The organism is Paenibacillus sp. G2S3, from assembly GCF_030123105.1.
GTDB lineage: Bacteria > Bacillota > Bacilli > Paenibacillales > Paenibacillaceae > Paenibacillus_AQ.
Genome location: NZ_CP126095.1, coordinates 4,638,025 through 4,664,537, shown reverse-complemented (window position 1 = coordinate 4,664,537; position 26,513 = coordinate 4,638,025). Strand labels below are relative to the sequence as shown.

Sequence of the window (26,513 nt, the reverse complement as noted above, 5' to 3'; positions counted from 1 at the left end):
GTATTATGTATTGATAGCAACAATATGGACGGTTTCTCTTTCGGAGCTGCCCGAAAAAATTAAAGAACAGGCAGGTCACGATGAAAAAATTCAAATTTGGCGAGATTAAGATAAAAAAAGTAGAGCCAGGCCAGTTAACAGACCGTCTTCTGCTCCTCAATCTCTACATTACTCAGGGGCTTACATTAATTATCGGTTTGATATGGATATTATTTCAGAAAAGAAATCCTTTTCAGCTATTAATTTTTCCAGAAAGCGTACATTTTGTGGCATGGGGTCTTGGACTAGCCGCTGTAATGCTGGTAGTTGATTATTTACTGACTCATATTGTACCTGAAGAAAGTATGGATGACGGGGGAATAAACGACCTTTTATTTCGAAATCGCCCCGTATGGCATATCGTTGTAATTGCAGCAATAGTATCGATATGTGAAGAGCTTCTGTTCAGAGGAGCGATTCAATATTCCATTGGTCCTTACTGGACGAGTATTCTGTTCGCACTTATTCATGTTCGTTATTTGCGCCACTTTGTACCTACCGGATGGGTATTCTTAAGCAGCTATGGTCTTGGATATATTTACATTCAATCAGGAAGCCTTTGGGCACCTATACTATGTCATTTCTTCATCGACCTAATCTCTGGTCTGGTGATCCGCTACAGGAGGGAATCATGAGTGAGGAATTGAGCCGGTTGAAGTCTCGTCAGAAAAAGCGTGGTGGCGAAGGCAAAACTTCTGGCAAAAGTAAAAAAGCGAATCCGCAATCGGAGGGGGCTCCTAGAAAGAGTAATCATTCTCGGACAACAACGGCGACTTTATCAAGGAAAGCGCGCCGTCCGGCAGCTTCTGCAAAGGGATCTACCAGTGGGAACAAAGAGCAAGAAGAATCTGTTCCATCACGTTCGAATACGTATTCTTCAGAACGTGTTCGACTTAGTAAAATGTTCGTTAACTCTCTGATTTTCATTTTTGTAATATTGCTGGTTGCGCTCCTCTGGTGGGGAATCGAAGGGGCGCCGCCTTTGAGAACTTTATGGTGATCCTTTGGATATGGGAATTGATCGTGGCTGTGCTTTTGATCGTGTTAATTATTGCAGTGATAATGGTGTGTAACGCCTTTAGAAACAGAATTATTACCGAGGAAATAATTTTGAAGTCGCTCCCAGATGAGTTTGATGGATTTCGTATCTTATTTATAACCGACATCCATCGCCGCCGTCTTCCATCAGCGCTATTGACTCCATTAAAGGGAAAAGTAGATGCTGTTTTATTAGGCGGTGATCTAACAGAAAAAAACAGCCCTCTGAATCGACTGGCCGATAATATGAGTTTAGTTACCTCTATTGCTCCTACCTATGTAGTGCATGGAAACCATGATTATAGAGCTAATATTTCTTTGGTTGATCAGATTATTCGCGGCAGTGGTGCAATGCTGTTAATGGATGAGAATGTGAGGATTGAACGAGAGGGAGTTTCACTGTGGTTAACTGGAGTCGATTTCCCAAAAAAAGGTGGTAATACTTCTTATCGTCCATTACCGCGATTAACGACCCGTACTTCTTCTAAAGATGACGCTTGCCGTATCATTCTTGTTCATGATCCGCTGTGGTTGTCCAAACGTCAAAGTGTGCCGGCTGATCTGATTTTGGCAGGGCACACACATGGAGGCCAAGTTATTCTTCCTTTTTTGGGCCAAAGACATGTAGAGAATTTCTACCATAAATTTGATGCAGGAATGTTTCAATGGCCCAGAAGAGATGGGACAGGAAGGGATGCGAAGCTGCTGATTAGCAGAGGGTTTGGAACCTCTCACTTGCCGATCCGCTGGGGAAGTCCTGCTGAGATGCACGTGCTAACGCTCCGTAAAGAGAAACATTAGGAAGCTGTCTTTGTACAGTTGAACGGGTGGACAAAAAAACAGGTAATCTCCTTTCCATCAAGGGGATTACCTGTTTTTATTTATCCTAATTAGGAATTAACGCATCTTAAGCTCAATGCTGCGAGGATCTACGAAGCTATAACCCTTACCTTCTAGAGTAGTGAGCAGTTTATCCAAGGCTTCGACTGTCCAAGGTAGCTCATGCATCAGAATATTACTGCCTGAATGCAGCTGGTCCGTCACATTTTTGATCAGTTTATCCGTTTTTCCAGTTTCTTTCTCTTTCATCTCCCAGTCCAGCGACCCGTTGGACCAGGTCATATATAACATTCCATTCTCAGCAGCAATTTTCTTTCCGACATCTCCGCCAGCGCCATGCGGGGGACGGAAAAAGTGTGGGGCTTTTCCCAGTGTTTCTTTGACAATGTTTTGAACGTCTTCGATTTGTTTTTTTACCTCAGTATAGGACTTGTCTTTCAATACAATATGATCCCAGCTGTGGTTGCCGATGATTCCACCGCGGTTATATATTAACTCCAGAAGCTCGGGATGCTCCTTAACACGATAACCATTTACGAAGAAGATGGCCTTTGCCTGATGCTTGTCCAGAATATCCATTAATGGATTAATCATATCTGCATTTTTGGGGCCGTCATCGAACGTAAGTAAAACGACTTTTTTATTTGTACCTTCCTCATTAGGGACGATATCGTAATTTTTGTTCATATGGTACAGCAATGGAATTTCAGCTGCTGCTTCATCTTGAGCGCTGTTTTTGCTACCTGAGGTTGCTCCATCTGCTGTCGCTTCAGGGGTAGGGCTGGTTGTTGCTTCGGGTGATGGCGCCGTAGTTTCTACGCTCTGTGTAGCTGCCGCCGTAGGCGGATTGTTTGTGGCGTTCGTATTCTTGGTTGTATTTCCATTTGCACCATTGTTGCCACAGGCAGTCAGCAGCAAGGTAGCCAGTAGGAGCACTGATGTCATTTTACCCACTTTTTTCAACTCGCTTTCTTGTGATTAGGTTGCATGAGCCGGAATCTTTCCGCGAACACTAAACATGATTTTACCATACAAGGAGGCTGGAAATATGAATACTTCGTCATTTTTATGCGGGGTGCTGATGGGCGCCGCAGCCAGTATGATTATGTCCAAAAAGCGGAATTCTCTAATGTCTTCGCTAGGGCAATCAGGTGGTTCCATGGGTGGAGCCGCAGATAAAGCAAAAGAAAAAATTATTGGTATGGCTACGACAGGGTTTGGAAACACTGCTGCTTCAAGCAGCAATGCAAGCAGTAATGCTCAAAGTAATGGCTCGCACAGCGGAACCTCTGAGCATAAGGCGGAATCACCAGCAAAATCCAAAGAATCCAATCTCAAATTACTGAAGGATTTCATTCGTAATAATCCTGAAGTGAAGAGCGAAGTGGAGCAGATTCTTAAAGAAACGCATACAGCCATACCGGGATTGTAACCGTAAATGACTCCTTCAGAATCATTTTGAGGATGAAATATTCCACAAAATGATTCTTTTTTATATTCAAGGTCTTGAAAATGGGTTATGAAGTAGAATAAGCTCTTCAGTAGTGGCAACGCTTTAAGAGGATTTTATATATTTATTTACGTGCATTTATCTCTGCAAAATGATAACATACATACATAGTAACCATTTTTGGCTCATTACTCGGGACTCATCATACATTATAATAAATGAGCTTGCAAAAGGAGGATCCTGTCATGAGAATAGAGCGATTAAGTCAAGATAAGATACGGATTTTCCTCACTTTTGACGACCTGAGCGAGCGGGGCATCCAGAAGGAAGACATGTGGCAGGAAGTTCCCAAGGTTCATGACCTGTTTACGGAGATGATGGATCAAGCATATAGTGAACTAGGTTTTGATGCTACCGGTCCGCTTGCCGTAGAAGTTTTCGCATTGCCCGCGCAAGGCATGGTCGTTATAGTGACCCGAGGAAAATATGATCACCATCAGTACGGTGCGTCCGGGGAAGAAGAATTGCCAGAAGAGATTTACGAAATGGAAGTTACTCTTGAACAAAGCGACTCCATTGTATATGCATTCCGCGATTTCGAGGTTCTTGTTGAAGCGGCCCATGTGCTCATCGGTAATATTACTTCCCAGGGGAAACTGTATTCTTATAACAATAAATGGTATCTGTACTTCGATCCAAAGGAATTTGAAGAAACGGCTTTGTCAGGTCTTGTTGGCGTATTAGCTGAGTTTGGAGATTCCTCACCGGTTACAGAAGCTGTTCTCGATGAATACGGGAAGACAGTAATGCCGGAGAATGCAGTCCAGTTATTGTGCACTCATTTTAAGCGTCAGGATTAAAAAGCATGATAGGGCTGATTAGCCTCATTTTAGCTGATTAGCCCTAGTCTTGTTCTTGATGGTATGGCGGTTATTCTTGAATTAAAGCTGTTGTCTGCCTTGCTGTAAATTCAGCAGAATTAGGCGCTAGGGATATAGGGAGGTTATTCGGTGCTCGTGTTATCGGTTATTTCGTCGGCAGTAGCGCCGGGACTTGCTCTGCTGACCTTTTTTTATCTGAAAGATAAGTATGATCAAGAACCGCTTCATATCGTCATTAAGGTGTTCCTATTAGGTCTCCTGATTGTATTCCCTGTTATGATCATTCAGAGAGGGCTGATGCTGGGACTGAATGGCGGTCCTTATGTGGAGTCGTTTCTCATATCCGCTGGCGTGGAAGAATGTCTAAAATGGTTTGTGCTTTACCATATGATTTACAATCACACCGAATTTGACGAGCCATATGATGGGATACTATACGCCGTAGCTATTTCGCTCGGCTTCGCAACAATAGAAAATATAATGTACGCTTGGTATAGCAATGCTTCAATTGGTTCTATGTTTCTGAGAGCGTTACTTCCGGTTTCTGGACACGCTATGTTTGGTGTGATCATGGGCTATCATTTAGGAAGAGCCAAGTTCTCAAAAGGGACTAAAACAAAAGGGATTCTGTTGATCTCTATCTTGTTGCCATGGTTGTGGCATGGGATTTACGACTTTATTTTGAGTACGACAGCTAACTACTGGATATGGTTTATTGTTCCTCTGATGGCAATTTTATGGTACGGAGGCATGGGGAAAGTGGATAGGGCTAATAGCAGATCCCCTTTCCGCTTTCTGAAACGAGAAGAAGAGGTTAACCTATAATCGAGATGGACACACTTATATTCAAAGGATTGTTCCTTAGCGGAAATTCCAGAGAGGAGAGAGGTGTCTTTTTTTGCGTATAAAAGTCCGTATACTTTGCAAACGATGCGGTGAGACCTACATATTAAGAGGGATAAAAGAGCAGGGTGTTATTCAAACCGGCTTTAAGCAATGCCTTTGCAGTAATAGCAGTGGCTTTGAGATTGAAGAGAGAGCGTAAACGCTTTGCTATGCAATTTTGAAGTGAAATCCCTCTATTCAAAAGCTTTAGTCAGAATGTGTTACAAACGGGTGCATAAGACTCCTAGTTTATTGTCAAACTAACGCCAATAAGCTATCGAAAGGAGTCTTATAGCCCTATGTATAAAAGATTAAGTGCTGTAATGTTCCCGCTGACTGCGCTGCTGTTAATTGGCGCACTTGTGTGGGGTTATCAGGAGAACCAGGAGAAGAATGCGATTCTAATTAAGGCGGAGAACCAATATCAGCGTGCCTTTCATGATTTGTCTTACCATGTGGATCGTCTTCATGGAGAGCTTGGGAACACACTTGCGGTTAACTCCGCTTCTAACGGGATGCATCGCAAAGGACTTGTGAATGTGTGGCGGATGACCAGTGAGGCACAAAATGAGATTAATCAGTTGCCGCTCACATTACTGCCATTTAGCAAAACGGAGGAGTTTCTGTCCAAAATCTCTAACTTTTCTTATAAAGCTGGGATTCGTGATTTCACTAAGAAGCCTTTGACGGACGGTGAATTGAGCAATCTAAAAGCGTTGTACAAGAGCTCTGGAGAAATCTCTAAAGATTTGCAAGATGTTCAGAATAAAGTCATTGGCAACCGTCTGCGCTGGATGGATGTTGAAACCGCACTGGCTACAGAGAATAAGGCAGAAGATAATTCGATTATTGACGGCTTCAAGTCGGTGGACAAACGTGTCGAAGGTTACCCTGACCTGGATTGGGGTCCTTCAGTTGCAAGCATTTATGATAAACGCTCTGTTAAAATGCTCGGAGGTACTCCTGTTTCCGTTGAAGATATCAAACGTAAAGCCATTAAGTTTGCTAATGCAGGCACCAATGCTAAGGTAGATGTTAAAGAAAACGGCAAAAATACGAAGTGGCCTTCCTACACGGCTACAGTCAGTGGTTCGAATAATAAGCAGATTATCAGTATGGATTTTACCAAAAATGGTGGTTTACTGATCTCTTATTACGATAACCGTGAGATTGGACCTGCTAAGGTAACCCTAGAAGAAGCAGTTACCAAGGCGGAGCAGTTTCTTAAGAAAAAGGGATATCCTCATATGACTGCGGTTAATGCTGACCGTTATGATAATATTGGGAATTTAATCTTTGTAACGAGCCAGAATGATGTATTAATTTATCCTGAGAAAATGACGATCCGAATAGGTCTTGATACTGGGACAACGGTTGGATTTGAGGCTAGCGAATATGTCAATGAACATAAGGACAATCGTCAGATTCCAAAGCCAAAGCTGACTCTTGCGGAAGCGAAAAAATTTCTGAATTCGGATTTCAAAGAGAATTACCACCGCATGGCTTGGATTAAAAACGATGACTCAGTAGAAGTCTTGACTTACGAGTTTGGCGGAGAGGTAAACGGTACCCAGTATCGTATTTATCTTAATGCGGATGATGGCATCGAAGAGTCTGTGGAAGAAATCAGGGCTTCTTCGGGAGTAGAACAAAAATGAAGAAAGTGGGCACATCCAAATAAATGGATGTGCCCTTTTTTATTTTTAAAAAATCAAATAATAATTATCTCATTGGGTGATATTCCCATGCTATAATCATTGTTAACTATACTGATTTGGCGGTGACATCTTTGTATCCTAAAATTAATGAATATCTATACATACAGGTTGCTTCCAGTGACGCTGCTGAAGCAGAAGTTGAATATAGATCGAGAATTGCAGAGACAGAGGACGACGCGTTCCTGATTGAAATTCCAATGCAGGAGAGTAATGGTCGTCTGAAAAGACTTTTTATGGGGGACGAGCTTTCGGTTTATTTTATAACGGAGGGCGGCATTAAAAATTACTTTAATACTCATGTTCTCGGGTTTAAAGAAGATGTAATTCGTATGGTCCGGGTACAAAAACCAGAGACGGATTCGATTTTCAAAATCCAGAGACGAAGCTTTTTTCGAGTGAATGCAGATCTAGAATTAGCTGTGAAGGATAGCTATGGTAAAAGGTTTCTTGTACGTACAGATGATATCGGTGGAGGAGGAACCTCTTTCTTAGTGGATAACCAAGTGAAGCTCGAGGTGGGCGCGAAATTATCCTGCTGGGTTTTAGTGCCTTATCGAAACGGAAGTATTGAGCATGTGGACTTTGAAGGTGAAGTTGTTCGGATTAAAAAGCTTGAAAATGGGCGCCAATTGGCCATGCTGAAATTCGTGTCTATTACGGATAATGAGCGTCAGAAAATAATACGTTATTGCTTTGAACGTCAGTTTGATTTCCGCAACCGATAGGCATTTTTCTAAGCTCTATTAAGCGTTCTGATTTTGCACTGAAGTATAAACTGTGGTATAATTTTATAAGTCGCAGGCAATGCCTGCTTTTTTCTTGATAATATCATCAAGCATTTCAATTTGTATGTGCTACTTGATATTGCAGGAACGAACTTAACATCGCTAGAAGCTTTGCTTATGAAAGAGTGTTTGAGGAGGAATGCCCCGTTGGATAGGCAGGGTACACATACTTACGACAGAATTAACGTCGCCATCGACGGACCTGCCGGGGCAGGCAAGAGTACTGTAGCCCGATTGGTAGCCCAGAAGCTGTCTTATATTTATGTCGATACAGGTGCAATGTACCGGGCGATTACCTGGTATATGATCCGAGAAGGCATAGAACCGGAAGATCAAAATCAAGTGAACCAGAAAGTTCGCGACATGGTTATTGAGCTAATCCCGGAAAGAGACATCCAGAAGGTGCTGATTAATGGGGAAGACGTAACGCCGCATATTCGGAGTCTTCAGGTTAGCGGCCTTGTGTCGCAGTATTCGAAGATCGAAGGCGTAAGGTCCAGGCTTAGTCATTTGCAGCGTCAGATGGCGCTTCGCAAAGGCGTTGTAATGGATGGCCGCGATATCGGTACGACCGTGCTGCCCGATGCCGAAGTGAAAATTTTTATGACGGCAAGTGTGGAAGAAAGAGCTCTCCGTCGTTATAAGGAATTGAGAGACGCGGAATCGGTGACGCTTCAGCAGCTTGAACATGATATTGCACAACGGGATCGTCTGGATGAAGGACGGGAAATTTCACCGCTGCGCCGTGCGGAAGATGCAATTCTTCTGGACACGACCTTTATGGATATCGATCAAGTCGTGGAGGCCATTGTATCCCATTGCAGATCTCATGTTGACGGGGAGAGAAATCATTTATGATTTATGTATTTTGCCGAGGCTTGCTTCGCTTGATTTACGCAATTATTTTCCCGCTTAAGATTGTGGGGGAAGAGAATGTGCCAAAGGAGGGCGGGGTGCTGCTCTGTGCCAACCATATTAGTTTACTAGATCCGATGACTATTGGGATTAAGCTAGACCGTCAGGTAAAGTATATGGCTAAGGCAGAACTTTTTAAGGTTCCTGTGCTTGGCTGGCTCATTAACAAATTGGGTGCTTTTCCGGTCAAACGTGGTGGCGTAAGCAAAGAATCCATTAAAACGGCCCTTAACACACTTCGTGGTGGTAATGTCATGGGTATCTTCCCGGAGGGTACGCGTAACTCTGACGCCGGAGTTGCAAAGAAAGGTGCTGCAAGCTTCGCACTTCGAAGCGGTGCGGCAGTTGTTCCAGCCGCTATTGTCGGTGAGTACAAACCCTTTCGACGGATGGTTGTTGTCTATGGGGCTCCTATAGATCTCAGTCAATTTGCCGGTGCAGGAAGTGAATCTCTCGAGGCTGTTACCGATGTCATTATGGAACGCATCAACGAGATGAAGAAGTCGGGTATACCAACCGTTAGTTAAGGGATAAACGAAATCACAAATTTCGTCCGGTGCTACGATTAAATAACGGCATAGTCGCTATTTTTTGGAACATACTATCTTCAAGTGTAATTTGTAATACCAAGCAATGCTTGTTTTGAACTCTGCTATACGCAGGTTTAAATAAATGGGGTTTTGAATCGAGGAGGCTAATCACATGTCTGAAGAAATTAAAAATCAGGAAGCTACGGAGAATAATGAAACCGTAGAAGCGGTGGAATCCGCTGTGACAGAAAATAACGGAGCTGTTGAAGAAGTTGCTGCCGTTAACGAAGAAGAAGTGACTAACCAAGCTGACTTGGAAATCATTTCTTTGAAAAAAGGCGATACCGTGAAAGGAACAATCGTCAAAATCGAAGATAACCAAGCTTATGTAAGCATTGGATATAAATACGACGGCGTGATTCCGATTCGCGAATTGTCCGCAGTACAACTGGACAACGCTGCTGCAGCAGTAGAAGTTGGACAGGAAGTAGAATGTAAAGTGGTTAGCATCAACGACAACAAGGAAAGCCTTGTTCTTTCCAAACGTGCTGTTGATAGCGAAAAATCATGGGAAGATCTTGAGAAGTACTTTGCTTCCCAAGAAGCTTTCGAAGTTACAGTGGCTGACGTTGTTAAAGGCGGTCTAGTAGCTGATGTTGGAGCGCGTGGATTTATCCCAGCTTCCATGGTTGAGCGTCACTTCGTTGAAGATTTCAGCGATTACAAAGGCCGTACCCTGCGTGTTAAAGTGAAAGAACTTGACCGTGAGAACAGCAAAGTAATCCTGTCTGCTAAAGAAGTCCTTGAAGAAGAGTTCGAAGCTAACAAGCTCAAAATTATGGCTGAACTGTCTGAAGGTCAAATCATTGAAGGTACTGTACAACGTCTAACCCAATTCGGCGCATTTGTTGATGTTGGCGGAGTTGACGGTCTTGTACACGTATCCGAAATCGCTTGGAATCACGTAGAGAAACCTTCTGATGTTGTTTCCGAAGGTGATAAAGTACGTGTTAAAGTACTTAAGGTTGATCCTGAAAAAGGAAAAATTAGCTTGAGTATCAAAGCTGCTGCTCCAGGTCCTTGGGATTCTGCTGCTGGCGAAATCAACATCGGTGATGTTGTAACAGGCGTTGTAAAACGTCTTGTGAACTTCGGAGCATTCGTTGAATTGCTTCCAGGGGTGGAAGGTCTTGTGCACATTTCGCAAATCTCCCACAAACACATCGCTACTCCACACGAAGTATTGAAAGAAGGACAAGAAGTTCAAGTGAAAGTACTGGACTTCAATCCATCCGAGAAACGTGTTAGCTTGAGCATCAAAGAAACAGAAGAAGCTCCAGCACCTACTGCTAGACCTGAACGCAGCAACAGCAGAGACAGAGCTCCTAAAGAAGTATTGAACAACCCTAACGTTTCTTTGAGCAATGAAGGCCTTAGCTTTACACTTGCTGAACGTTTTGGTGACAAGTTGGACAAATTCAAAGGTAATAACTAATCCTGCTTTTTGAATATACGGGTAAAGTAATCGGCGAGCCCTCGATAAGGGGGTTCGCCGATTCTCTTTTTCTGGTAACACAAAGATTTATTGGAGCTAACATGAGTGTTAGCCAATTTTAATGTTTTTTGCTATGATGAGTATCGTAAGGATGACAGGAGGAATGAATATGGCAAGACCCGTTGTGGCAATCGTTGGAAGGCCTAACGTCGGGAAATCGACGATTTTTAATCGGCTGATAGGCGATAGATTGGCCATTGTAGAAGATAAGCCGGGGATTACACGTGACCGGATTTATGGTATTTCAGATTGGAACGGTAAGTCGTTCAGTGTGATTGATACCGGAGGTATTGAAATTGATGGAGATGACACGATTCTGAAATCAATCCGCGTTCAAGCGGAACTAGCGATTGAAGAAGCAGATGTTATTGTATTTATGTGTGAGGCGAAGAGTGGTGTGACGAATTCAGATGAAGAGGTAGCTCAGATTCTGTTCCGTTCAGGCAAACCGATCGTTCTTGCCATCAATAAAGTGGATAATATGAAGCGTGCAGATGATATTTATGAGTTCTATAGCCTAGGCTTTGGAGATCCAATCGGAATTTCCGGGAGTCATGGTACAGGACTCGGCGATTTATTGGACGCTGTAGTAGAACGTCTTCCAGAGAAAATAGATGATGAATACGATGACGACGTCATTCGTGTAGCCTTGATTGGCCGTCCGAATGTAGGTAAATCCTCTCTAGTTAACGCGATTCTGGGTGAAGAACGCGTTATCGTTAGTGATATTGCAGGTACTACTCGAGATGCTATTGACACACCTTTTGAACGTGATGGACAACGTTATGTGCTTATCGACACTGCAGGTATGCGCAAAAAAGGTAAGGTGTATGAGAACATTGAGAAATACAGTGTTATGCGTGCTATGCGTGCGATTGAACGGGCTGATGTGGTCCTCGTTGTAATTAACGGCGAAGAGGGCATCATCGATCAGGACAAGCATATTGCCGGTTATGCACATGAAGCTGGTAAGGCATCTATTTTTGTTGTGAACAAATGGGATGCTATTGAGAAAGACGACAAGACTATGCAGAACTTCGAGACTAAGATTCGTGATCATTTCTTGTTTATGAGTTACGCACCTGTTGTCTTCTTGTCGGCTTTAACTAAACAGCGCCTGCAAAAACTGCTACCTGTGGTGCAGCATGTATCACAACAGCATGCACTGCGCATTACTACGCATTTGGTAAACGATGTTGTATCGGATGCCATTGCGATTAACCCTCCTCCAACGGACAAAGGCCGTCGCTTACGTATTAACTACGTAACGCAGGTTGCGGTGAAGCCACCGACGATCGTGGTGTTCGTGAATGACCCATCGCTGATGCACTTCTCCTATGAACGTTACCTGGAGAATAAAATCCGTGCGGCGTTTAATTTCGAGGGAACGCCAATCCGTCTCTTTACACGGCGCAAATCCGAAAACGAAGGTTAGGGGAGAAGAAGTGTGGCGCTTGAACTTCTGGTTATCGTTGTAAGCTATTTGCTTGGTTCTGTCAGCTTTAGTGTGCTGTTCGCCAAGCTACTAAAGGGAATTGATATCCGTCAATATGGAAGCGGCAATGCGGGGGCTACCAATACACTACGTGTATTGGGGAAAGGTCCTGCGATATCCGTGCTAGTGCTGGATGTACTGAAGGGTGTTGCCGCTGTTTGGTTAGGAACTTGGGTAGGCGGCTGGGGTACCTGGGTTGCTACTCTTTGCGGAATCGCTGCCATTGTCGGACATAACTGGCCGCTTTACTTTCGTTTCCGTGGAGGAAAGGGCATCGCTACTACGATCGGCGTTATGGCCACATTGTGTTTATGGCCAGCGCTGCTCGCCGGTGTCATCGCCATAGGATCTATCTTTATTACTCGTTACGTGTCACTTGGCTCGTTAATTTTTGTCGCGCTGACACCAGTTTTTTTATTGTTGACAGGATTTACACAGCCTGTGCTCTGGACCAGTATTATCATCGCGGTTTTTGCCTTCTGGCGGCACCGGACGAATATTGTTAAGATTGTAGAGGGCCGTGAGAACAAGATAGGCTCAAAAGTAAAAGGAGGGAATCGTGTTGTCTGATAAAGTAACCGTACTAGTAGCGGGGAGCTGGGGAACTGCGCTAGCGAGTGTGCTGGCTGCTAATCACTCGGAAGTTTATCTGTGGACACGTAACTCTGATCAAGCTGCCGAGATCAATGGCTCTCATATCAATAATAAGTATTTACCGGGAATTTCTCTGCCCGCAAATATCATTGCAACCACCGATATGGAGACAGCAGTTTCCGGTTCTAAAGCGGTTGTTATTGTTGCCCCATCTTCAGGTATGCGGCAGGTTGCTCGCAGTCTGAAGCCGTTCTGGAAGGATGAAATGCTATGCGTTCATGCTACGAAGGGCTTTGAGACTGAAAGCAAGAAACGGATGTCCATCGTTATTGCGGAGGAACTCGGCTGTGACGAAGGGCAGATTGTCGTTCTCTCCGGACCGAGTCATGCCGAGGAAGTAGTGCGCCTGTGTCCTACTACGGTTGTTGTGGCTTCACCTGATGATAAGCGTACCGCTGAAGCACAGGAATTGTTCATTAACAACGATTTTCGTGTATACACGAACCGCGATCAGGTAGGGGTAGAGCTTGCTGGTGCATTAAAGAATATTATTGCACTCGGTGCAGGTCTATCCGATGGTCTTGGGTTCGGGGATAACGCTAAGGCGGCGCTTCTGACACGTGGACTGGCCGAGATTTCTCGGGTGGGAGTCGAGCTTGGAGCGAATCCTTTGACCTTTGCAGGGCTTGCAGGCATTGGCGATCTTGTAGTGACTGCTACCAGCCAGCACAGCCGTAACTGGCGCGCAGGGTTCATGCTCGGGCAAGGGAAGCCACTGGATGAGGTGCTGAAGTCGATGGGAATGGTTGTCGAAGGCATTCGTACAACGGAGGCGGCTTATGCTATTTCCATTAAACTAGGTGTTCAGATGCCCATTACGGATCAAATTTATCATGTCCTTTTTCAAGGAAGAAGCCCACGTAGTGCAGTTGAAGCTTTGATGGGTCGCGATCGTAAGCCTGAGCTTGAGGCGATATCTCAGGAAACTTGGGAGCAGTGGCATTCCTGATCCTGTTCACCTTTTTCTGCCAATTCTCATATGTTGTATTGGGGATTGACGGAGGAGGGATGAAAAGTGAGCAGAGATTTTTCCAAGGATGCATTGAACGCCATTAACAAAAAGGCGGGCAAGAACATTACGGAAAGTGCCGTCAAAAAGCTAGCCAGTACGGTCAAGCCAGGAACTACGCAGAATGAAGCCCAGCTCCGCCAGTTAATTAAGCAGGTGTCATCGATGGCGAAAGTGCCGGTCAGTGAAGCTACTGTGCAGGAAATTATCAATGCCGTCAAAAAAGGCGGCGCAGGTTCCGGCACAATGGAGTCTTTAATGAAAATGATGCTTAAAAAATAGCTTTAAGTTGGGTGAGCAAAAGAATCGGAATCCATAGAGATTTCGTTATCTTTTGCTCTTTTTTTGTATGACATGGAAAACTTTCACAAGCTGAATTATCTAAATAATAATATATAAAAAATGATGTTTTTTTACAGAATAGGATAAGGTCATGATATAATAGTCCCTAATATATTACAGGCGAATGGGGGCTTTGACCTTGGATCCGATGACAAAAATGTGGTTGTCCCTGATTGCAATGCTGATTATGGGGCTGTCTGTATTTCTAATAACTTTTGCTCGGAGCAAAACAAAGGGACTGCTTAAAGCACTGCTATCTATCCTTGCGTTTGTCATTATGTTAGTGGGCCTATTGGGCGGCGTTGTTTCGATTATGTAAGCAGTTACACAGCGTTAAGGAAGGAAGTAACATCATGAAATCGCAAAATAGCGTCACCGTTATGTTTCAACCTGAAGGTCGAAAAGCTGTGGTGAATCGCGGTATCTCGTTACTGGAGGCAGCTCGTAGAGCCGGAGTAACGATCACCACTCGCTGTGGAGGCAAAGCAGGCTGTCTGATGTGCAAGGTTAAAATTGCGAATGAAGAGGCCACAGCAGTGAGACCTCCAGGGGATATTGAACGTCGTAAGCTTGGAACTGTGTTAGAAGAGGGAGTGCGTCTGGCCTGTCAGACTGCCGTATGGAGCGATGTGACCGTTCAGGTACCAGAAGATCCACTTAAGGCTGCTGTACGCCGTAAGCTTGAAGCTGCGCGGCGTGGGGAAGAAGATGAGCTGTGGTAGAGTTAGATTGTCACCGTGGGAGGGACTCGGTTGGAGTTATTACGAAGAAAGAAGAAACTAAAGGCAGGAGCAAGACTTTGTCTAGTAGTGGTGTCGATCGCTCTTACGCTTTCGGGTTGTCTGTATCCCGGGGAAGAGAAGCGAGCTAGCGTTAATTATCGAGAAAGTGTTAAGCGGATACAATCCGCTGTTGATGACTATCAACAGGAGGAAGGTGTGCTTCCGATTCTTAATGCGGATGAAACTACTCCAAGATATGAGAAGTTCCGTATAGACCTGGGTAAGCTGAACAACAAGGGATATTTGGATGATATTCCTGCTACGGCTTTTGAACAGGGAGGCAGTGCTTATTTTCTTATTTTGAATGAGGAAAGCGATCCAGTTGTTAAGGTAATGGACCTTGTGACCGTTCAGAAGGTGAATGATGTGCAGCGTCAGATTAATCGTTATAAATCAGCTCATGACGGCTCTCTGCCCGTGCTTGATGAGTTATATCCTGGACTTTACACCATTGATCATAAGAAGGCAGGAACAAGCTCCATATCATTAACTAGCGTCTATTCCGGTCAGGTTCTTGATTTTATTATGGACAAGGCTGGAACGGTCTACGTAGATTATGTCTTTGATATTATAGCTGCCATTGAAAAGAATGGTGGGGAACATGACGGGGATAAGGACCTACGACTGAATCTGGAGCAGGCTTCGTATTACGTACCCGTAAAGTCCTTACCTTATATTTGGATCAATAATCAGCCTGTCCCGCAGTCTCCTAGTTGAAGTGAAAGTTAAAGCTTAAGAGCGTCTAAGCTTCGGTTATATATCCGAAGGATTAGGCGTTTTTGTGTTGTTCAGATATTGCCTTAACAGAAGCTTAATTGTCTTACATAAATCGTAGATGGAATTAAGGTTCAGTTTAATGGCGCGTAGACTGGATTGCTAGAATGAAGGTAAGAAAGGAGATTCAGTTCAGGCTAGAGATGAATCGTGAATAATTCATAATCGTTCAAAATTAGAGACAAAAGGATGTTGCTGACATGAAAAAAATATCATATGGACGCTTGCAGCGGCCTTAGCCCTGACCCCACTTATTCCTACAAGCGCGATGGCTTCCAGCAGCGTAGCTACGGTTTCTTCTAAGACGCTAGAGAAGCTCGCTTCTGAGAAAGCAGCGCTTTTTACTGAACAATATGGGATAACCAGCGTGCAGTATGCCTTGATCGACAATGGAGTGATCAAAGTATCGGGACAAAGTGGATTTAACGACGCAGAAGGAAAAATCCCTTTAACGAAGGAAACAATCTATGTTATTGGCTCTACGAGCAAAATGTTTACGGCGTCAGCGGTCATGAAACTAGTTGATGAAGGTAAGATCAATCTCGATACTCCCGTTGTACAATATATTACGGATTTCAAGATGGAAGATGAACGTTACAAAAAGATTACTCCGCGCATGTTGTTGAATCATTCATCCGGTTTTCAAGGTTCGACTTTAACTAGTGCATTTCTATTTGATGATCCAGATACGTACGTACACGATACGCTGCTAGAGCACTTGTCTACACAGAGATTAAAGGCAGAGCCCGGAGCTTTCTCTGTTTATTGCAACGATGGATTCACGCTGGCTGAGATTCTTGTAGAAAGAGTCAGTAAAATGACTTTCACAGAATTCATTCAACACAATTTTGCAGTACCTTTGGGTATGAACCATACCATGACGCCACAAGATAAGGTGGATTCAAGCAAATTTGCCGGTCTTTACTCTCCTGCATATAAGGGCCAGCTCCCAACGGAGACGACCAATGCTATTGGTACAGGCGGAATCTACTCTACGGCGGAGGATTTGGTCCGATTCTCGCAAATCTTTACTGGGAAGCGAGCAGATGTACTCTCAACCAAATCAGTACAGGTCATGGAGCAAGAAGAGTATAGAAAGGGATTTTGGCCCAAAGATGGGGATAATTCTGCTGACTACGGACTTGGTTGGGACAGTGTGCGATTATTCCCTTTTAACGATTATGGTATAAAAGCTCTTGTTAAAGGAGGAGATACACAGATGTATCAATCCTCCCTCGTCGTGCTTCCTGTACAGAATATGGCTGCAGCAGTCATTACCTCGGGCGGGAGCTCCTCAATTAATCAACTGCTGGCAAGTGAATTGCTCCTTCAGGCGATGAAAGAGAAGGGCGCAATTAAAGAAATCAAGCCGGATAAATCATTTGGCAAGCCAGTTAAGGCTGACATGCCAAAAGATCTTGTGAAATACGCAGGTTATTACAGTACTCTAGGCGATCAGTGGAAGGTAGCTATCAAGGACGGGGAACTCTTGTTATCAGGAATGACTGCTCCGGAACAAAAATTTATTTACACCACGGATGGAACTTTTGTTGATGAGGAAGGCAGCACAAAGGTTAATTTTGTAAAGGAAAGCAACGGACGGACTTATTTGTGGATGAGCCAGTATATTTCGGTTCCTGAATTAGGCCAGCTTGCGTATTCTGAATACAAGGCGGAGAAATTGGAAGTTGCAGCACTGAATAAACAAACCGCAGATGCGTGGGCAAAAAGAGAAGGTAAGTTATACTATCCAGTCAGCGAGAAATTCAGTTCCATCACCTATATGAACATGATTAGGCCAACAATACAGACAAGTGAAGGTTATTTCAAAGGTATGAAGATAACAGGTCCAAATACGGCTCGGAGCCAGCACCAAATTCCTGGCATCGCGGGCCGAGATACATTTGATACTCTTTTCTATGCCAAAGAGGGCATAGAGTACTTTAATGCGGCTGGAACCTTGTATATGAGTGAGGACGGAGTGAAGCCGCTCTATAAAGGCAAATCGTCGATAACTACGATACAAGCTGATGGTTATGCTAGATGGTTCAGTGTTCCCGAAACAGCGGCTGGAAAGAAAATGGTAGTTAAGATGCCGGCAAAAGGTGCTTTTACAGTATACGATGAAACGGGAGCCCTAGTGAATAACACGGTCATTAGTAGTAACAATGAGGTTGTACTACCTATTAAGGGCTATATTGTATTTGCCGGGAATGCCGGAGCTTCATTTGGTATTAAGCTACTGAAATAGAGAGTAGATACGCATATATGGATTGGGCCAGCTATTATAGCTGGCTATTTTGTTAGTTCTATCAATGAATCCTACCTCATATGATGGATGAGAAAGCTTCCGGGCGTCCGACGCCTTGCGGCGCGCACAATTAATTTTTAGAAATTACATTGCAAAATGCGCGATTAAGGGTCATAAATTCGTTCCGGATACATATGATGATACTAGTCCAAATGCATGTCCGAGCATTCGGAGTTTAGCGCGGGGCAAGTACGTCCCGGTCGAAAGCAGCTAGGCTTCGGGCGGGCATACGATAAGTCCGGTTGATGTCCTGCAAGGGTCAGATTACCGGCGGAACGCGAAGTCGATGCTCTTCAGGCATTTTTTCTTCGGAGTAATATGAGGAGGGGATCTCTTTTGGAAAAAGTGGATATTTTCAAGGACATTGCCGAGCGTACCGGCGGAGACATTTATCTTGGCGTCGTCGGCGCGGTTCGCACGGGGAAATCGACATTTATCAAGCGCTTCATGGAAACAATTGTCCTGCCTAACATCACGAATGAGGCAGATCGAGTAAGAGCTGTGGATGAGCTTCCGCAAAGCGCAGCAGGCAAAACAATTATGACCACTGAACCTAAGTTCGTGCCTAACAACGCAGTCCAAATCAAGGTTGCGGAAGGGCTTGAGGTTAACGTTCGACTGGTAGACTGTGTGGGTTACGCTGTAGAAGGCGCTAAAGGCTACGAGGATGAGAATGGACCACGAATGATCTCTACACCTTGGTTTGAGGAGCCAATTCCTTTCCAGGAAGCGGCAGAGATTGGGACCCGTAAGGTCATCCAGGAGCATTCAACGCTAGGTGTTGTAGTAACAACAGATGGTACGATTGCAGAAATTCCGCGGAACTCGTACGTGGACTCTGAAGAGCGAGTCATTGCGGAGCTGAAGGAAGTGGGTAAGCCATTTGTACTGGTCATTAACTCCACTCGGCCACGCAGTGAGGAAGCACAGCAGCTCCGCAACGAGCTAGCCATCAAATACGATATCCCTGTCATGACGCTTAGCGCGGCAAACATGACCGAAGAGGATGTAACAGGTGTACTGCGTGAAGTATTGTACGAATTCCCAGTTCATGAAGTGAATGTGAACTTGCCAAGCTGGGTTATGGTGCTTGGAGAGAATCACTGGCTGCGTAGTAGCTATGAGAACTCCGTTCGCGATACGGTAAAAGACATTCGCCGCTTGCGGGATGTTGACCGCCTCGTAGCTCAGTTCACAGAGTATGATTTTATCGATAAAGCTGGCCTAAGTGGTATGAACATGGGTCAGGGTGTAGCAGAGATCGATCTGTATGCCCCAGAAGAGCTATATGATCAGGTTCTGATGGAGGTAGTAGGGGTTGAGATCCGCGGCAAGGATCACTTGCTCCAGCTGATGCAGGAATTCTCACATGCGAAAAGGGAGTACGATCGTTTCTCGGAAGCTTTAGAAATGGTCAAGACTACCGGTTATGGTATTGCTGCTCCTTCGTTGGCTGAAATGGCTCTCGATGAACCAGAGCTGATTCGTCAAGGCTCTCGCTTCGGGGTTCGCTTAAAGGCTACCGCACCATCTATTCATATGATTCGTGTTGATGTTGAATCTGAATTCTCACCAATCATTGGTACAGAGAAGCAAAGTGAAGAGTTGGTTCGCTATCTGATGCAGGATTTCGAGAATGACCCGATTAAGATTTGGGAATCCGATATTTTTGGGCGCTCCTTGCATTCCATTGTGAGGGAAGGTATTCAAGGCAAGATCGCAATGATGCCTGACAATGCGCGCTACAAATTGCAAGAAACGCTTGGTCGCATCATCAATGAAGGCTCAGGCGGACTTATTGCAATTATTCTCTAACCTAAATTTAAGCGGAATGGAAGAGTGGGAGAGATCCCACTCTTTTTATGCGTAAAAATTATGAAACTTGATTCCTAGTTCCTATAATAACGGTGAATCTGACTCAATTTTTTTTCTGAAAAGAAGAATTATCCTGGTCATATAGGTCTATAAAATTAGATGCGAATTGGATGTTTGTGCAAGTGTAGATGATAATTTCTACTCCTTTTTTGTCTAACTGCTTGAATTTATGGATGGGCTGTATTACTATAAGTTTGTTGCGCTTCAAGGTCTGTGGGCGCCAGTGTTCAGCAATAAACGGGATTATCACGTATATTTTACGTTTAAACGGAAACAGTGTATGATACCGGAAATTTACTCAGGGAGGTGAGAAAACATGAATAAATCTGATTTGATCAATGTAGTTACAGAAGCAACTGAACTTCCCAAGAAGGATGCTACTAAAGCTGTAGATGCGGTTTTCGAAGCAATTACAGAAGCGCTGCAAAGCGGTGATAAAGTACAACTGGTTGGATTCGGAAACTTTGAAGTGCGTGAACGTTCCGCACGTAAAGGCCGTAACCCACAAACTGGTGAAGAAATCGAAATTCCTGCAAGCAAGGTACCAGCATTCAAACCTGGTAAGGCGCTGAAAGACGGAATCAAATAAAGATTTCTACATATCAATCCCATAGTCTTTTTAAGTAACAACTATGCCGCCCTCCAAGGCGGCATTTGTTTTTTGGAATAGCATGGGTTGTACAATTAGGTTTTGAGGAGGATCAGCCATGACGGATAAAAATACGAGCGAAAATCCGCTTCCGACAGGTAGCGATTATATTGTGGTTAAGGCCAAAGAGAATGGCGTTCAAGTTATTGGACTAACTAGAGGTACGGATACACGCTTTCATCATACAGAGAAGTTAGACAAGGGTGAGGTGTTGATTGCCCAATTTACCGATCATACCTCAGCGATGAAAATCCGCGGTAAAGCTGAAATTTTAACGAAACATGGACAATTGGAAAGTGAAAGCTGAAAAGCAGGCATAGCCTGCTTTTTTTCAAAATATAGTAAGGGTGAATGATCATATCCACAAAAAAAGTGGGTACTATGGATAAGGGGGGCGTGTCCATGAACAAAGCCTGGTTGATCGGTGCCGCATTACTCTTGACTGCGACCTCTGCTATTATTTTGCCGAAACTGGCAGACTTAGACTCATCTGTACAGCAGAGAAATGGAACAGTGGAGACTTTTACTGGCAGCCATAACACAGTGCTTGACAATGCCAATCTTGTTGATGTTCTGGGCGCACTTCCGTTGACCTTATCCATAGATAGCGTAGGCTGGGAAGACCATGTTCTGTCACTAGACCTGAAAGTGAACGGGAATGATCATGAACCTGAGGAACTCTATCAAAATATGGCTCAGGCCATTTCCTTTGCTATTCAAGAAACCTCGAATGTGGATCAACTTCTACTTCGCATTGTGGTAGAAGATAAATGGCTTGGTAGCCGCCGACTGCTGTTAGCTGGGGATATCAGACGTTCGGAGTGGTCTTATTCGCTGCAAGATGAACTTCAGTCTGCGGGTAATCTTCCTATATCGGATCGGCTCAAAACGGGCTTCCGTATTAGTGAAACCGAGCTTTGGAAGAAACAGTTCATTTATCCTTAAATGGATTAAAAGAAACTCAGGCGTACCACAGTGCGTGACAAAAAAACATGTGATATAATAGACAAGATTGTGAACAAACGAATTATTATTATGTCAATGGCTTCGGAGGCTGAAATGAAACCGTACTGCATACCGCAACTGGCAAAACCCTACACCGACTACGACATGATTCAGAAGCATACGGATTTGCCGCCGTTTTCTGATGGCCGGGGTCATTTGTTATATATTTTTCTAAATCACGCTTCTTCTGCAAAAGGAAGTGCTGGAGAGTTGTACACGCTTGTGACAGCACTTGTACAACTAGGTCTGGACACTCATGAGGTCATTGACCGTTCGAATGATAGACGGGGTGGAGATCCTATGCGTTCCCGTCAACTGAAGGTACTAGCTGGTGATTACTTCAGTAGCTGGTTTTACCATTTGCTTGCAAAGAGTGATCAGATCGAGATGATTGGAATCTTGAGTAAGGCAATTGCAGATTTCAATGTCTTGAAAGCGAATCTCTACGTGAAGATGAGAGGCATACGCCTTTCGGCTGAACAATATTTGCGGCACATGGTACAGCTGAATATGCGGCTGTTCCTTTCTTTTACGCCTATGATTGAGAACTCCTTAGTGGAGCTGTGGGAGAAACTGCTGGCAGAATTCAGTCAGTGCGAGACCGTTGCTCTTGAGCTCCTCCGTAGTGATGATCCTGCGAATGCAGGGAATGGCTATTGCTATTGGAAGATGATGGAGACGGCGACGGAGGAAGAGCGCAAGCAGCTTCAAGACCTGAACCTTGATCAGAAGGAATGGAAGATGTTAAAAATGAAATATAAATGTGATTCTCAACTGACGGACAAGCTTCATCAATCGCTTCAGTCTATTCAGGGACTATTACAAAGCGTTAAAGACGAGAGTTTGCTTAGAGAGCTAGAAATCGCGCTAGATCGTTTTCTCCTGCAGATGAAGGTCTCAGGACAAGCAGCCGTGGAGGGTTAATGGATGACTATGGAAAAGACGACAACTGCTGTGGGTGACAACAGCAAACCAAAAGAGCAGTTTGTGCATTCCGTGTTTGAAAGTATTGCCGGAAAATACGATTTGATGAATGACATCCTGAGCTTTCGCCGCCACAAGGCTTGGCGTAAATTCACGATGAAGAAGATGGGGATGAAGCGCGGGGATTCGGCCGTTGACCTATGTTGTGGAACCTGTGATTGGAGTATCGCTTTGGCGGAAGCCTCACAGACTGGCAATGTGATCGGACTGGATTTCAGTGCTGGTATGCTTGAAGTAGGACGCCGTAAGGTTGAAGGGCGCAAACTTCAAAACCGTATTTCGCTAGTGCAAGGCAATGCTATGGAGCTTCCTTTTGAAGACAATGCATTTGATTATGCAACGATTGGATTTGGACTACGCAATGTGCCAGATCCTGTTCAAGTGCTTAACGAAATGAAGAGGGTAGTAAAACCTGGTGGGATGGTTGTATGTTTGGAGCTATCCAAGCCAATGAAACAGCCGTTTAAAGGTGTATATTTCTTTTATTTCCAGCGCGTACTTCCACTGCTTGGTAAGTTATTCGCGAAAAGGTACGAGCAATACAAATGGCTACCAGAATCACTGGCAATGTTCCCTGACCGGGAGCAGCTAGCTACTATTTTCCGTGAAACCGGACTTCAAAAAGTGGAATCCTTCCCCTTGACCGGAGGCATCGCGGCATTACATATTGGGCTCAAGGAGAACGGGAATGTTTAAGAAAATCGGTATCTTTTTGCAAATGATTAAGTTTGAGCATACAGTATTTGCTTTACCTTTTGCTTTTATGGGTGCTTTACTGGGATCTGTTGTCATGAATGATAGCCTTCCATCCTGGAGCCAAATTGGCTGGATTGTAATCGCCATGTTTGGAGCTCGCAGTGCAGCTATGGGATTGAATCGATTGATAGACCGAATTAGTGATGCCAAGAATCCACGCACAGCTGGAAGAGCGATTCCTGCAGGGTTACTCAAGATCGGTGAAGTTGTTATATTTATTGGCATTTCATTTTTCTTGCTCTTTTGGGCAGCCTTTAAATTGAATCCTTTATCAGCTAAGCTTTTACCTATCGCTGTATTCCTACTTGTAATTTATTCATTCACTAAGCGCTTTACATGGGCATGCCATCTTATCCTCGGCCTCACCATTGCGCTTGCGCCACTGGGCGGCTGGGTAGCTGTAACCGGAAGTGTGAATTGGACTTCAATGGTATTTTACTTCACAATTGTGTTTTGGACTGCTGGTTTTGATGTTATATACTCTTGTCAGGATGTTGAGTTTGATATTAAAGAGGGCTTAAACTCCATTCCGGTACGGTTTGGGGTCCAAGGTGCGCTCGTTATTGCTCGCGTGTTTCACATTCTCACGGCGATTGGATTCGTATCGCTGTTGTTTTTGACGGATTTAAGCTGGTGGTATGTGGCAGGTATGATTCTCGCTTATATTATTCTTTTTTATGAGCATTATATTGTATCTCCGAGTGACCTTAGTCGTTTGCAGACAGCTTTTTTCACTATGAACGGCGTGCTGAGCATCGTGGTGTTCTCTTTCACTTTGATTGACTTGGTGGTGCATTTCAAATAATGACGCTTACTAAACCGAAAAACTTCGTGGTTGGAATTACAGGGGCAAGCGGTGCTATTTATGGTATTCGTCTGATTGAAACGTTGCTATCGCTGGGCTACTCCGTTCATTTGGTAGTCAGTAATGCGGGCTGGCGCGTTTTTAAAGAAGAACTAGGTTATATCGCATCAGACCGGGAAGGCTTTTTGAACGAAAAGTTCAAGGGCTATCCCGGTTCTCTAATTTATCATCCTGTCGCTGATATCGGCGCATCTATTGCAAGTGGTTCGTTTCGTGTGGAAGGGATGATTATTATGCCTTGTTCCATGGGAACATTGTCAGCGGTTGCTAATGGAACCTCCGACAATCTGATGACTCGTGCTGCTGATGTTATGCTTAAGGAAGGCCGTCCACTGGTCCTTGTTCCTCGTGAGACACCTCTGCATGCTATTCATCTAGAGAATATGTTGAAGCTGTCCCGTCTGGGGGTTCGGATCATTCCGGCAATGCCGGCTTTTTACTTTGGACCGCAAAGTATGGATGATCTGATTAATTTCATGGTGGGTAAAGTACTTGACAGCTTTAATATTGAACATCAATTATTTCGCAGATGGGGGGATTGAAAGGATGGAAAATAACAGCCACACCATCATCGGCAAAATCAGCTATACCAACTCATGGCCGGTATTTCACAATTTTCATCCCTCTGCACTGAAATATCCTGCAGAGATGGTGAGTGAAGTACCTGCCATTCTTAATCAGGGGATGAGTCGCGGAACGATTCATGTAGGTGCATTATCCTCTTTTGCGTATGCTGAAGCCAGTGATAAGTTATTACTGTTACCTGATTTATCGGTAAGTGCGGACGGTCCTGTGAGGTCAATATTTCTTTTTTCTCGGGTGCCGCTTGCACAGATAGGTACAGGTACGATTGCTGTTACGAATACTTCTGCAACATCGGTAAACTTACTGAAAATTTTAATGGAAAAAGCTTTTGGCAATAAACCAGAATATATTAGCGCTAATCCTGATTTGGATGCCATGATGCATCAAGCAGATGCGTGCTTACTCATTGGTGATCATGCAATTAAAGCCTCTTGGCAGGATCAAGGCTATATCGTTACGGATCTGGCGGAGCTTTGGAAAGAATGGACGGGCTTAGGGATGACCTTTGCGGTCTGGGCAGTGAATCGAAAGGCTGCGAATGACAAACCGGAAGCCATTGCGGAGATTGCAGAAGCTTTTGCTGAGAGTAAACTGCGGGGATTAAATGATCTAGACCCTATAGTACTTGCAGCCTGTACGACAATTGGAGGAACGAAGTCTTATTGGGAAGGGTACTTTCGCAATTTATGCTATGATTTTGGAGAAAGGCAGCAGAAAGGTCTGAACCTCTATTTCCGCTATGCCTATGAGATGGGCCTGCTGCCGCAGGCAGTGAAGATGGAGATTTGGAGTCACAAACTGTTGACACGGGTGAAGGAATGAAACGACTGCAAATATTCGGATTACTGAACAGAGACATGGATCAGATTGAAAAAGAGTTGTATCGTAGCGTACAGGGTGATGACGACCTACTAACAGAGACTTCCCTGCATTTGTTAAAAGCTGGCGGTAAAAGATTGCGTCCCGTATTTGTTTTGATGGGTGGGAAATTTGGTAAGTATGATCTAGAGAAGCTGAAGCGTGTAGCGATACCGTTAGAACTGATTCATAGCGCTTCACTAGTTCACGATGATGTCATCGATGATGCAGAACTGCGCCGAGGGGAACCCACTGTTAAGGCCAAATGGGGCGATAAGATTGCCATGTACACCGGTGACTACATATATGCGAAAGCGCTGGTGATGACGACGGAGCTGAAGAATCCGCGAATTCATCAGATTTTGTCCAAGGCCATGATTGAAATGTCGATCGGTGAGATGGAGCAGATTCGTGACTTCTTTAACAGTGAGCAGAGTGTGCGTCATTACCTACGGCGGATCCGCCGCAAAACAGCGCTGTTGATTGCAGTCAGTTGCCAATTAGGCGCACTTGCTGCTGATGCTGAACCAGAGGTGGCTCGTCTACTTTATAATTATGGATATAATGTAGGCATGGCCTTCCAGATTCGTGATGATTTACTTGACCTCTCAGGCACCGAGAAGCAAATCGGTAAACCTCCGGGCAGTGATATGCGGCAAGGGAACATTACCCTTCCTGTCATTTATAGCTTGGAAGATGAAAGGTTGCGTGCTCCACTCCTTGAGGAGTTGAAGTCTATTCGCGAAGGTCACAGCACAGTAGGGCGTGCTATTGATCTTATTCTTTCTGGAGACGGAATTGCCCGTTCAGAGGAGCTAGCTTCGCGTTATATCGCGAAGGCACTTGCAGCACTAGATCAGTTGCCTAACAACAAAACTAAACGTAATCTGCGTGATATTGCCTTTTTTGTAACAGGTAGAGCTTATTAGTGTT

The 26,513-nt window shown here is 44.4% G+C and carries 30 protein-coding genes; 29 read left to right on the top strand and 1 reads right to left on the bottom strand.

The features are described 5' to 3' along the window. The first annotated feature begins 80 nt into the window (after positions 1-80). Genes QNH28_RS20525 through QNH28_RS20515 form a run of 3 tightly spaced genes read left to right on the top strand, consistent with a single transcriptional unit; the run spans position 81 to position 1,878 of the window. Positions 81-674, top strand: a complete 594-nt coding sequence (locus QNH28_RS20525; RefSeq protein ID WP_283908320.1) for a CPBP family intramembrane glutamic endopeptidase — start codon at positions 81-83, stop codon at positions 672-674. Then, positions 671-1,039, top strand: coding sequence for a hypothetical protein (locus QNH28_RS20520; protein WP_283908319.1), 369 nt, complete (start codon positions 671-673; stop codon positions 1,037-1,039). The genes QNH28_RS20525 and QNH28_RS20520 overlap by 4 nt, the downstream gene beginning before the upstream one ends. Continuing rightward, entirely contained in the window at positions 1,033-1,878 is an 846-nt protein-coding gene (locus QNH28_RS20515; protein ID WP_283908318.1) for a metallophosphoesterase, read from the top strand. The genes QNH28_RS20520 and QNH28_RS20515 overlap by 7 nt, the downstream gene beginning before the upstream one ends. A 96-nt stretch (positions 1,879-1,974) precedes the next feature. Here the strand turns inward: QNH28_RS20515 and QNH28_RS20510 are convergent, their stop codons facing one another. Then, positions 1,975-2,862 (bottom strand): polysaccharide deacetylase family protein, encoded by an 888-nt coding sequence (locus tag QNH28_RS20510; protein ID WP_481858330.1) that lies wholly within the window; start codon positions 2,860-2,862, stop codon positions 1,975-1,977. A 103-nt stretch (positions 2,863-2,965) separates the two neighbouring features. Between QNH28_RS20510 and QNH28_RS20505 the strand changes: the two genes are divergently transcribed. From QNH28_RS20505 to QNH28_RS20380, 26 genes are all read left to right on the top strand, one after another. Beyond that, positions 2,966-3,349, top strand: coding sequence for a hypothetical protein (locus tag QNH28_RS20505; protein WP_283908317.1), 384 nt, complete (start codon positions 2,966-2,968; stop codon positions 3,347-3,349). 263 nt (positions 3,350-3,612) lie between these two features. Continuing rightward, positions 3,613-4,227: a genetic competence negative regulator gene (locus QNH28_RS20500; protein ID WP_042190227.1), complete on the top strand. Its 615-nt coding sequence runs from the start codon at positions 3,613-3,615 to the stop codon at positions 4,225-4,227. 150 nt (positions 4,228-4,377) lie between these two features. Then, a complete protein-coding gene (gene prsW / locus QNH28_RS20495) occupies positions 4,378-5,073 on the top strand; it encodes a glutamic-type intramembrane protease PrsW (protein WP_283908316.1) in 696 nt (231 codons plus the stop codon). 359 nt (positions 5,074-5,432) lie between these two features. Continuing rightward, the gene (ypeB, locus tag QNH28_RS20490) at positions 5,433-6,791 is read left to right on the top strand and encodes a germination protein YpeB (RefSeq protein ID WP_283908315.1); all 1,359 of its coding nucleotides are present in this window, start codon (positions 5,433-5,435) and stop codon (positions 6,789-6,791) included. A gap of 131 nt (positions 6,792-6,922) precedes the next feature. Continuing rightward, positions 6,923-7,576 carry a flagellar brake protein gene (locus QNH28_RS20485; RefSeq protein ID WP_283908314.1) on the top strand — a complete coding sequence of 218 codons (654 nt, stop codon included), beginning with the start codon at positions 6,923-6,925 and terminating at the stop codon, positions 7,574-7,576. Between the two features lie 207 nt (positions 7,577-7,783). Beyond that, the gene (gene cmk, locus QNH28_RS20480; RefSeq protein WP_283908313.1) at positions 7,784-8,494 is read left to right on the top strand and encodes a (d)CMP kinase; all 711 of its coding nucleotides are present in this window, start codon (positions 7,784-7,786) and stop codon (positions 8,492-8,494) included. Next, the gene (locus tag QNH28_RS20475) at positions 8,491-9,078 is read left to right on the top strand and encodes a lysophospholipid acyltransferase family protein (protein WP_283908312.1); all 588 of its coding nucleotides are present in this window, start codon (positions 8,491-8,493) and stop codon (positions 9,076-9,078) included. The genes cmk and QNH28_RS20475 overlap by 4 nt, the downstream gene beginning before the upstream one ends. 175 nt (positions 9,079-9,253) lie before the next feature. Continuing rightward, positions 9,254-10,576 (top strand): 30S ribosomal protein S1, encoded by a 1,323-nt coding sequence (gene rpsA / locus QNH28_RS20470; RefSeq protein WP_283908311.1) that lies wholly within the window; start codon positions 9,254-9,256, stop codon positions 10,574-10,576. 169 nt (positions 10,577-10,745) lie between these two features. Next, positions 10,746-12,071, top strand: a complete 1,326-nt coding sequence (gene der / locus QNH28_RS20465; RefSeq protein WP_283908310.1) for a ribosome biogenesis GTPase Der — start codon at positions 10,746-10,748, stop codon at positions 12,069-12,071. 12 nt (positions 12,072-12,083) lie between these two features. Beyond that, on the top strand, positions 12,084-12,701 hold the full coding sequence (gene plsY / locus QNH28_RS20460; protein WP_283908309.1) for a glycerol-3-phosphate 1-O-acyltransferase PlsY: 618 nt from the start codon (positions 12,084-12,086) through the stop codon (positions 12,699-12,701). Continuing rightward, positions 12,694-13,734 carry an NAD(P)H-dependent glycerol-3-phosphate dehydrogenase gene (locus tag QNH28_RS20455; protein WP_283908308.1) on the top strand — a complete coding sequence of 347 codons (1,041 nt, stop codon included), beginning with the start codon at positions 12,694-12,696 and terminating at the stop codon, positions 13,732-13,734. The genes plsY and QNH28_RS20455 overlap by 8 nt, the downstream gene beginning before the upstream one ends. Positions 13,735-13,800: 66 nt before the next feature. Further along, the gene (locus QNH28_RS20450; RefSeq protein ID WP_042190213.1) at positions 13,801-14,076 is read left to right on the top strand and encodes a stage VI sporulation protein F; all 276 of its coding nucleotides are present in this window, start codon (positions 13,801-13,803) and stop codon (positions 14,074-14,076) included. A gap of 199 nt (positions 14,077-14,275) precedes the next feature. Continuing rightward, entirely contained in the window at positions 14,276-14,455 is a 180-nt protein-coding gene (locus tag QNH28_RS20445) for a DUF2768 family protein (RefSeq protein WP_042129589.1), read from the top strand. A gap of 34 nt (positions 14,456-14,489) precedes the next feature. Further along, complete coding sequence (locus tag QNH28_RS20440) at positions 14,490-14,858, top strand: 2Fe-2S iron-sulfur cluster-binding protein (RefSeq protein ID WP_283908307.1); 369 nt, start codon at positions 14,490-14,492, stop codon at positions 14,856-14,858. 30 nt (positions 14,859-14,888) lie between these two features. Continuing rightward, positions 14,889-15,635: a YphF family lipoprotein gene (locus tag QNH28_RS20435; RefSeq protein WP_283908306.1), complete on the top strand. Its 747-nt coding sequence runs from the start codon at positions 14,889-14,891 to the stop codon at positions 15,633-15,635. A gap of 268 nt (positions 15,636-15,903) precedes the next feature. After that, on the top strand, positions 15,904-17,943 hold the full coding sequence (locus QNH28_RS20430; RefSeq protein ID WP_283912214.1) for a serine hydrolase domain-containing protein: 2,040 nt from the start codon (positions 15,904-15,906) through the stop codon (positions 17,941-17,943). A gap of 396 nt (positions 17,944-18,339) precedes the next feature. Continuing rightward, entirely contained in the window at positions 18,340-19,818 is a 1,479-nt protein-coding gene (gene spoIVA / locus QNH28_RS20425) for a stage IV sporulation protein A (protein WP_283908305.1), read from the top strand. Between the two features lie 376 nt (positions 19,819-20,194). Then, positions 20,195-20,467 carry an HU family DNA-binding protein gene (locus QNH28_RS20420; protein WP_036676223.1) on the top strand — a complete coding sequence of 91 codons (273 nt, stop codon included), beginning with the start codon at positions 20,195-20,197 and terminating at the stop codon, positions 20,465-20,467. A gap of 118 nt (positions 20,468-20,585) precedes the next feature. Next, positions 20,586-20,834: a trp RNA-binding attenuation protein MtrB gene (gene mtrB, locus QNH28_RS20415; RefSeq protein ID WP_042190204.1), complete on the top strand. Its 249-nt coding sequence runs from the start codon at positions 20,586-20,588 to the stop codon at positions 20,832-20,834. A 95-nt stretch (positions 20,835-20,929) separates the two neighbouring features. Next, on the top strand, positions 20,930-21,472 hold the full coding sequence (locus QNH28_RS20410) for a hypothetical protein (RefSeq protein WP_283908304.1): 543 nt from the start codon (positions 20,930-20,932) through the stop codon (positions 21,470-21,472). Positions 21,473-21,562: 90 nt separating this feature from the next. After that, positions 21,563-22,456, top strand: a complete 894-nt coding sequence (locus QNH28_RS20405; protein WP_283908303.1) for a heptaprenyl diphosphate synthase component 1 — start codon at positions 21,563-21,565, stop codon at positions 22,454-22,456. A gap of 3 nt (positions 22,457-22,459) precedes the next feature. Further along, positions 22,460-23,212 (top strand): demethylmenaquinone methyltransferase, encoded by a 753-nt coding sequence (locus QNH28_RS20400; protein ID WP_283908302.1) that lies wholly within the window; start codon positions 22,460-22,462, stop codon positions 23,210-23,212. Beyond that, entirely contained in the window at positions 23,205-24,077 is an 873-nt protein-coding gene (locus QNH28_RS20395; RefSeq protein ID WP_283908301.1) for a UbiA-like polyprenyltransferase, read from the top strand. Before QNH28_RS20400 ends, QNH28_RS20395 begins: the two co-directional genes overlap by 8 nt. Continuing rightward, entirely contained in the window at positions 24,077-24,679 is a 603-nt protein-coding gene (locus QNH28_RS20390) for a UbiX family flavin prenyltransferase (RefSeq protein ID WP_283908300.1), read from the top strand. The genes QNH28_RS20395 and QNH28_RS20390 overlap by 1 nt, the downstream gene beginning before the upstream one ends. A gap of 4 nt (positions 24,680-24,683) precedes the next feature. Then, positions 24,684-25,544: a menaquinone biosynthetic enzyme MqnA/MqnD family protein gene (locus QNH28_RS20385; RefSeq protein WP_283908299.1), complete on the top strand. Its 861-nt coding sequence runs from the start codon at positions 24,684-24,686 to the stop codon at positions 25,542-25,544. Continuing rightward, positions 25,541-26,509 (top strand): polyprenyl synthetase family protein, encoded by a 969-nt coding sequence (locus tag QNH28_RS20380; RefSeq protein WP_283912213.1) that lies wholly within the window; start codon positions 25,541-25,543, stop codon positions 26,507-26,509. The genes QNH28_RS20385 and QNH28_RS20380 overlap by 4 nt, the downstream gene beginning before the upstream one ends. Positions 26,510-26,513 lie beyond the last annotated feature (4 nt).

Excerpts from the sequence above, each read along its gene's own strand:
- QNH28_RS20525 (WP_283908320.1), top strand. The coding sequence starts at position 81 with ATGAAAAAATTCAAATTTGGCGAGATTAAGATAAAAAAAGTAGAGCCA.
- QNH28_RS20520 (WP_283908319.1), top strand. The coding sequence starts at position 671 with ATGAGTGAGGAATTGAGCCGGTTGAAGTCTCGTCAGAAAAAGCGTGGT.
- QNH28_RS20515 (WP_283908318.1), top strand. The coding sequence starts at position 1,033 with ATGGTGATCCTTTGGATATGGGAATTGATCGTGGCTGTGCTTTTGATC.
- QNH28_RS20510 (WP_481858330.1), bottom strand. The coding sequence starts at position 2,862 with ATGACATCAGTGCTCCTACTGGCTACCTTGCTGCTGACTGCCTGTGGC.
- QNH28_RS20505 (WP_283908317.1), top strand. The coding sequence starts at position 2,966 with ATGAATACTTCGTCATTTTTATGCGGGGTGCTGATGGGCGCCGCAGCC.
- QNH28_RS20500 (WP_042190227.1), top strand. The coding sequence starts at position 3,613 with ATGAGAATAGAGCGATTAAGTCAAGATAAGATACGGATTTTCCTCACT.
- ypeB (WP_283908315.1), top strand. The coding sequence starts at position 5,433 with ATGTATAAAAGATTAAGTGCTGTAATGTTCCCGCTGACTGCGCTGCTG.
- QNH28_RS20475 (WP_283908312.1), top strand. The coding sequence starts at position 8,491 with ATGATTTATGTATTTTGCCGAGGCTTGCTTCGCTTGATTTACGCAATT.
- rpsA (WP_283908311.1), top strand. The coding sequence starts at position 9,254 with ATGTCTGAAGAAATTAAAAATCAGGAAGCTACGGAGAATAATGAAACC.
- der (WP_283908310.1), top strand. The coding sequence starts at position 10,746 with ATGGCAAGACCCGTTGTGGCAATCGTTGGAAGGCCTAACGTCGGGAAA.
- QNH28_RS20440 (WP_283908307.1), top strand. The coding sequence starts at position 14,490 with ATGAAATCGCAAAATAGCGTCACCGTTATGTTTCAACCTGAAGGTCGA.
- QNH28_RS20420 (WP_036676223.1), top strand. The coding sequence starts at position 20,195 with ATGAATAAATCTGATTTGATCAATGTAGTTACAGAAGCAACTGAACTT.
- mtrB (WP_042190204.1), top strand. The coding sequence starts at position 20,586 with ATGACGGATAAAAATACGAGCGAAAATCCGCTTCCGACAGGTAGCGAT.
- QNH28_RS20410 (WP_283908304.1), top strand. The coding sequence starts at position 20,930 with ATGAACAAAGCCTGGTTGATCGGTGCCGCATTACTCTTGACTGCGACC.
- QNH28_RS20405 (WP_283908303.1), top strand. The coding sequence starts at position 21,563 with ATGTCAATGGCTTCGGAGGCTGAAATGAAACCGTACTGCATACCGCAA.
- QNH28_RS20400 (WP_283908302.1), top strand. The coding sequence starts at position 22,460 with ATGACTATGGAAAAGACGACAACTGCTGTGGGTGACAACAGCAAACCA.
- QNH28_RS20395 (WP_283908301.1), top strand. The coding sequence starts at position 23,205 with ATGTTTAAGAAAATCGGTATCTTTTTGCAAATGATTAAGTTTGAGCAT.
- QNH28_RS20390 (WP_283908300.1), top strand. The coding sequence starts at position 24,077 with ATGACGCTTACTAAACCGAAAAACTTCGTGGTTGGAATTACAGGGGCA.
- QNH28_RS20385 (WP_283908299.1), top strand. The coding sequence starts at position 24,684 with ATGGAAAATAACAGCCACACCATCATCGGCAAAATCAGCTATACCAAC.
- QNH28_RS20380 (WP_283912213.1), top strand. The coding sequence starts at position 25,541 with ATGAAACGACTGCAAATATTCGGATTACTGAACAGAGACATGGATCAG.